This window comes from Actinomadura geliboluensis, from assembly GCF_005889745.1.
Taxonomy (GTDB): Bacteria; Actinomycetota; Actinomycetes; order Streptosporangiales; family Streptosporangiaceae; genus Spirillospora; species Spirillospora geliboluensis.
Genome location: NZ_VCKZ01000526.1, coordinates 1 through 5,715, shown reverse-complemented (window position 1 = coordinate 5,715; position 5,715 = coordinate 1). Strand labels below are relative to the sequence as shown.

The window sequence follows — 5,715 nt, the reverse complement described above, 5'->3', positions numbered from 1 at the left end:
CGGCGCTGCAGGGCATCTTCCATCAGCCGGGCGATGCCGAACTCCTACGAGCGCACCTGGTGGGCAACCCGGCGCGCTTCGACGCCATCCTCACCCACCACCTGTCTGCCTTCGCCGAAGGACTCGGCGAGGCCGTCCAACGATGGTGGATCCGCCGGCACCGTGACCTCGTCCATCTCGAAGCCGATCAGTACCTGGTGCTGCTCCTTCGGCTCAGCGACTGCTCCCAGTTCGGGCCGATGGCCGCCCGGCTGGCCACCTTCGCCGCCGACCTTGAGGCACGCGGCCTGCTAAGGCAACTGACGCTCAACCCCGCTGCCGAGCACCCGGGCCGCTATGGTCATGGCCCGGTCCTGGAAGCCGCCGAAGACGTGTTCGCTGCCGACACCGCAGCCGCCATCACACAGATCACGCTGGCAGACTCCACCGGAATACCAGGCGAGGCCATCGCAGCGGCGTCCATGGCCCACTTGGCTGCGGCATTCGCCCACTCCCCTCGGTCCGGCTATCGCGCACTGACCCGTTGCCTGGAACAAAGCACCGGCCCGCTCGATCCCAGCTCCCGCGCTCAAGCGCTGCGTCTTGGCGACGCGCAAAGCGGATTCGCTTTCGTGAGGACGCTGCCAGGCGGTGACGCCGTCGCATCCGCCTGGCAGGCCCGGTCGCGCGCTGCCACGGCCTACCACCGTGTTCTAAAAGGGCAGTGTGATCCCGTAGACCTACTGAAGACGTTGCTGCATGAGCACCACGTCCGTGCGCTGGGTGTGGACCCAACGCACGAGGCGATCACGGGCCGGCTTGCCCGTGCCGTCGCCCTCCGCAACCTAGCCATCGCACGAGTACCGGAAGGTGCTCGGTGAGCTCACCACCGACCACCCTCGCTTTGGCCCAGGCGCACCATCAATCCTTGGCCACCGGAACACCCGGTATCGCCCTCCTCCACATCGAACGCGCACTGGCCGACCGCGGTTGCTGGGCTAATGCGCACAGCCGGATCCAGCAGGTGGCCAGTGGTCCCGTCGATGGGGGCGACCACACAGGCTTGTACTACGGGGCTCCGACTCTTGCGTTCCTTCTCGGCATCACCGGCAGCGACGGCCACCAACGGTACGCCGAACCTCTCGCCGTCCTAGACGGCCACCTGACACGTCTGGCCCACCGCCGCGTGGCCGCTGCCACACGAAGGCTCAACGCTGATGAACACGCACGCTTCGCCGAGTACGACCTCTTCCACGGGCTGGTCGGTATTGGAATCTTACTTCTGGCTAACCAGCCCGGTAGCGACGTCCTCGCCGATCTGCTCGGGTTCTTGATCCGACTCACCCAGCCTCGACGACATGACGAGGACGAACTGCCGGGCTGGTGGGTCTCGCACAACCCTGACCCGACCTTGCCGACACCCGGCGGCCACGCCAACTTCGGCATGGCCCACGGAGCCGCGGGAATCCTCGCGCTCCTCGCCTTGGCCGCTCGCCGTGGACACCTCGTCGACCGGCAACACGAAGCAATCCTCCGACTGGCGAACTGGTTCGACCTCTGGCGGCAAGACTCCCCGGACGGCCCATGGTGGCCGCAGTGGATTACCCGCTCTGAACTACGCACCGGCCGTCCCACTCAACGAGTTCCGGGGCGGCCATCGTGGTGTTACGGCAGCGCCGGAATCACACGAGCCCTCCAACTAGCCGCCATCGCCCTCGCCGATGCCACACGTAAGAGAACCGCCGAACAGGCACTACTGGCCTCCCTAACCGAGCCCAACCTGTCCCAGATCACGGAACCCGGGGTCTGTCACGGCCTGGCCGGCCTCTACCAGACCGCCTACCGCGTGGCTCAGGACAGCTACGACCAAGCCCTGCACCAGCGACTACCCGCACTGGCCGCAGCGCTCATCACCAGCGCCACACGCGACCACCTACCCGACCAGGGGTTACTCACCGGACGCGCCGGCGTGGAGCTGGTCGCGGAGACCGCACAAAGCGGCACGCCACCCCTCACAGGATGGGACAGATGTCTGCTGATCACCTGACCGAAGCCGAACCCGCTCAGCTCGCGTCCGGCGTCCTCGCCGTCCTGGCAGGCGTAGACCTTCACGCTGCCGCCACCAACCATGCTCTGGACCCGGCCGAGCTTTTCGCGGCCGTCCAGGTGTACATGGCCGCCGGCTACGCGGCCCTGGAACGCCGCACCGAGCAACGGTGGTGCCAGGTCCTGGTCGAGTTCCCCGAGTGGGAACAGGCCGAGAGCATCGCGACCCTTCACCTCGGACCGCGCCTGGACGAACTGCAACACCACGGCGTCATCGTCAGCTGGTGGTTCCTACGCAAGCACCCCTGCTGGCGACTACGACTACGCAGGCCCATGACTTCAGACGAGACGTCAACCAAGCTCCCCGAACCGCTCGCCGAGATACTCATTGAGTTCACCGACGACAAGTTGATCAGACGCTGGCGAACATCGGTTTACGAACCGGAGTACGCCGCATTCGGCGGTTCCACAGCGATGGGGATCATCCACGACCTCTCATCCGCCGACAGCCGAGGCACCCTGGCGTACGCGTGCAACGGGTCCGCGGACATCGGCCGTCGGGAACTGTCGATCGCCCTCCTCCAGGCCCTGTTCCACGGTGCGGGACTCGACTGGTTCGAACGCGGCGACGTCTTCCACCGAGTCGCACGCTTGCGCCCGTCCCCACCAAGCCCCACAGCCTCCAGCACCGAGGCCCTCACCGGCAGCGTCCGCACACTCATTCGCGTCGCCGCCCAATCCACCGCCCCGGTATCCACCCTGAACGGTCCAGCGGAATTCATAGCAGCCTGGAGAGATGCCTTCCATACCGCAGGCCGACGCCTCGGCGCCGCGGCGGTCGACGGCCGACTCGATCGCGGGCTGCGAGCCGTCCTCGCCCATGTGGTGATCTTCCACTGGAATCGGCTCGGCCTCTCAGCGACGACCCAGGGCATACTCGCGCGCGCCGCCTCCGCCGCATTCTTGAACCCGCCTGACGCCGGTCCCCACTGAGACGGAACTTAACGATGGACTCCTTGGCGCTCAATGCGGCCCTCCACTACTTCCCTCTCCTCGGCCGCCGACATCCGGTCTGTCTGTCTCTGCCCGAACGCGTCCAAGAGATCATCGAACTCGCCTACCCTGCGAAGCAGCAGGACGCCACCGCACTCCACAACGCAGCCCACGCGCTGAACAAGGCCGCATTGCTGGCCAGCGACAACGGCCTCAGCAACGAAGCCCGTCAAGTGTGCTGGCAACATATCGACTGCTACCGCACAGCCGGGCAGCGGCTCAGCACGCTGCAAGCCCGCTACATGCTCGAACCCGTCGTCAATCTGGCTCGCCTCCACATCCGCAGCCGAGCCCAAGACACCGCCCTGCGGTTCCTGAGGGAGACGCACCATGCGGTCACCACGGACACTGATCTCGTACTCGACAATCGCATCCTCCCCCTTGCGCACCTGAGGGGAACCTCCGAGGACCGAAACAAGCTTCGCGAATGGGTTTGGCTGCAACTCCTCACCGACGGCATACGAGCCCTGACATCCACGGGACGCTGGAGAGACGCAGCCGCTTTTGCTGAAGCACACCGCGGGATCGGCACCCACCTGATGGAAGGGCGGCAAATCGCAATTCTCGCCGCCTACCTCAACGACGCACCCGATACAGCCCGAGAACTCCTCCACGCCAGCACCCCAACCGAGCCCTGGGAACACCAGATCGCATCATGCCTCGAAGTGATCTGCAGCAGCGCAAACCACCAAGCTCCCATTGCGCTCCTCACAGGGATGATCCACACCTTCCGCAACAGCGACCCGATCGCTGGCTACGCACTCTTCCGGGCCCGCCTCGGCCTCACCGTCACCACCCTCGCGAGCAACGGCATCCCTTCCCAAGCACCCGCGTTGCTGCAACAGGTCGCGGCTGAAGCAGCCAGTTCAGGCGACGGATACGCCGCACGAGCCGTCCTGCACGCCCGCATCCCCGGCCTCGTCCTGCCCGCACGTCGGCGTCGCACCCTTGCCAACCTGGTCACCTCGAGCGGCCTGGGCTCTGGGCCTCTACCCCAGCCACTCCAGACGGCCTTCGCCAACGCCACCACTACGGCGGTAAAGGTGCTGTCGGCATCACTCAGCACAGACATCTGTCGATGACGCAAGACGACTATCTGAAGCCGGTCGTTCGGCCCCGTTTCCTGTAGTCCCTTAGGCTTCACCTGTGGCGGTTGACCAGCACCAGGGCATTGATCTCAAATCGATAACGCCTTGACATGCGTGCAGGTCGCGAAGTGTTCTCCCCGCGCGAGCGGGGGTGGTCCGCTCGCCCGCACCTCGGCACTGGCGGTCAGGTCGTTCTCCCCGCGCGAGCGGGGGTGGTCCGTTCGTCACCGGCGCCAACGCCGCAGCTCGTTCGTTCTCCCCGCGCGAGCGGGGGTGGTCCGTCCGATCGCGATGACGATCAGTCCGATGGGGGGTTCTCCCCGCGCGAGCGGGGGTGGTCCGAACGGGCCCGCGGGCTTCGTCAAGGGCCTGCGGTTCTCCCCGCGCGAGCGGGGGTGGTCCGCTGGTGCTGCAGGGGTCACCGATCGTGGAGGCGTTCTCCCCGCGCGAGCGGGGGGTAGTCCGGCAACCGATGCGTGCCTGGCGTTCGCGCACAAGTTCTCCCCGCGCGAGCGGGGGTGGTCCGACCGCCCCGGAGTGGGGCAACTCGGGCGCGGCTTTCTCCCTGCGCGAGCGGGGGTGGTCCGCGATCGGCGACCCCGGCACCGTCGGCGTGGGCGTTCTCCCCGCGCGAGCGGGGGTGGTCCGATGGCCAAGGCCATCGGCTCGGTGTCGGGGGCGTTCTCCCCGCGCGAACGGGGGGTGGTCCGGGCGTCCGCTGGGATGACCTCCAGGCCGCCAAGTTCTCCCCGCGCGAGCGGGGGTGGTCCGCGCTCAATCTTGTCACGGGCTCTCAGTCCGTCGTTCTCCCCGCGCGAGCCGGGGTGTCCGGTCAAGCAGGACGAATACGTCGCTCTGCACTGGTTCTCCCCGCGCGGGCGGGGGTGGTTTGGTGCCGTCGATGCGGGACAGGGTCTTGGCGGCGTTCTCCTCGCGTGAGCGGGGATGGTCCGTGCGCCAGCTCGCCGGCCTTCAGCCGCCGGTCGTTCTCCCGCGCAAGCGGGGGGCCAGTCACCAACGTCAGCGGCCAGTTCGGGTGGCGGTTCACCCGGCGCGGGCGGGGGCTGGCCGAACGACGTGGACTCTCACTGCCCATACGTGTAGTTCTCTCCATGCAAGCTCGATGCTGCTCGCCGCCAGACCGACAGTCGCCTTATCCCTGCCGATGTCGGGCTGCACGTCAAGCAGTCCACCATCAACGCCATCAAGGGCCGGCGACGTCAGCGACACATCTAATGCATCTGGCCTAGACCAGCCAAAACTGTCCCCCTTTGACGATGCCTACGTCCAGAAGATGGAGGCGACCAAGCATCCGGCCATCGTCATCGAAGCGGCGCACTGGCTGGCTCAGCAGGGGGAGATACCGCAAGGCCACGACACACAACGTCGTGCGCCAGCAGAGCTTCGCGGGCAGTCTGGTGGTGGAGCGCCCCGGGTTGGGTGGAGGCCCTGAAACCTGGAAGGGTGAGGGGCTATGGCACCCCCGAGAAAGTACTCCGTTGAGCTGCGTGAACGCGCGGTCCGTATGGTCTTTGAGCTGCGCGAGCAG

The 5,715-nt window shown here is 66.8% G+C and carries 5 protein-coding genes; 4 read left to right on the top strand and 1 reads right to left on the bottom strand.

All coding sequences use genetic code 11. From position 1 onward, the window contains the following. The 4 genes from ETD96_RS40395 to ETD96_RS40380 form a co-directional block, all read left to right on the top strand. On the top strand, positions 1 to 860 hold an 860-nt coding region (locus ETD96_RS40395), incomplete at its 5' end, for a thiopeptide-type bacteriocin biosynthesis protein (protein ID WP_205719709.1). A gap of 47 nt (positions 861 to 907) precedes the next feature. Continuing rightward, complete coding sequence (locus ETD96_RS40390; RefSeq protein WP_240808568.1) at positions 908 to 2,026, top strand: lanthionine synthetase C family protein; 1,119 nt, start codon at positions 908 to 910, stop codon at positions 2,024 to 2,026. Beyond that, positions 2,008 to 3,018: a thiopeptide-type bacteriocin biosynthesis protein gene (locus ETD96_RS40385; RefSeq protein ID WP_138641763.1), complete on the top strand. Its 1,011-nt coding sequence runs from the start codon at positions 2,008 to 2,010 to the stop codon at positions 3,016 to 3,018. Before ETD96_RS40390 ends, ETD96_RS40385 begins: the two co-directional genes overlap by 19 nt. A gap of 14 nt (positions 3,019 to 3,032) precedes the next feature. Next, positions 3,033 to 4,160 carry a hypothetical protein gene (locus ETD96_RS40380; RefSeq protein ID WP_138641762.1) on the top strand — a complete coding sequence of 376 codons (1,128 nt, stop codon included), beginning with the start codon at positions 3,033 to 3,035 and terminating at the stop codon, positions 4,158 to 4,160. A 1,252-nt stretch (positions 4,161 to 5,412) separates the two neighbouring features. Here ETD96_RS40380 and ETD96_RS46300 read toward each other — a convergent pair. Then, positions 5,413 to 5,715: hypothetical protein (locus ETD96_RS46300; protein ID WP_205719708.1), on the bottom strand; the 303-nt coding region annotated here is incomplete at its 5' end.

Excerpts from the sequence above, each read along its gene's own strand:
- ETD96_RS40385 (WP_138641763.1), top strand. The coding sequence starts at position 2,008 with ATGTCTGCTGATCACCTGACCGAAGCCGAACCCGCTCAGCTCGCGTCC.
- ETD96_RS40380 (WP_138641762.1), top strand. The coding sequence starts at position 3,033 with ATGGACTCCTTGGCGCTCAATGCGGCCCTCCACTACTTCCCTCTCCTC.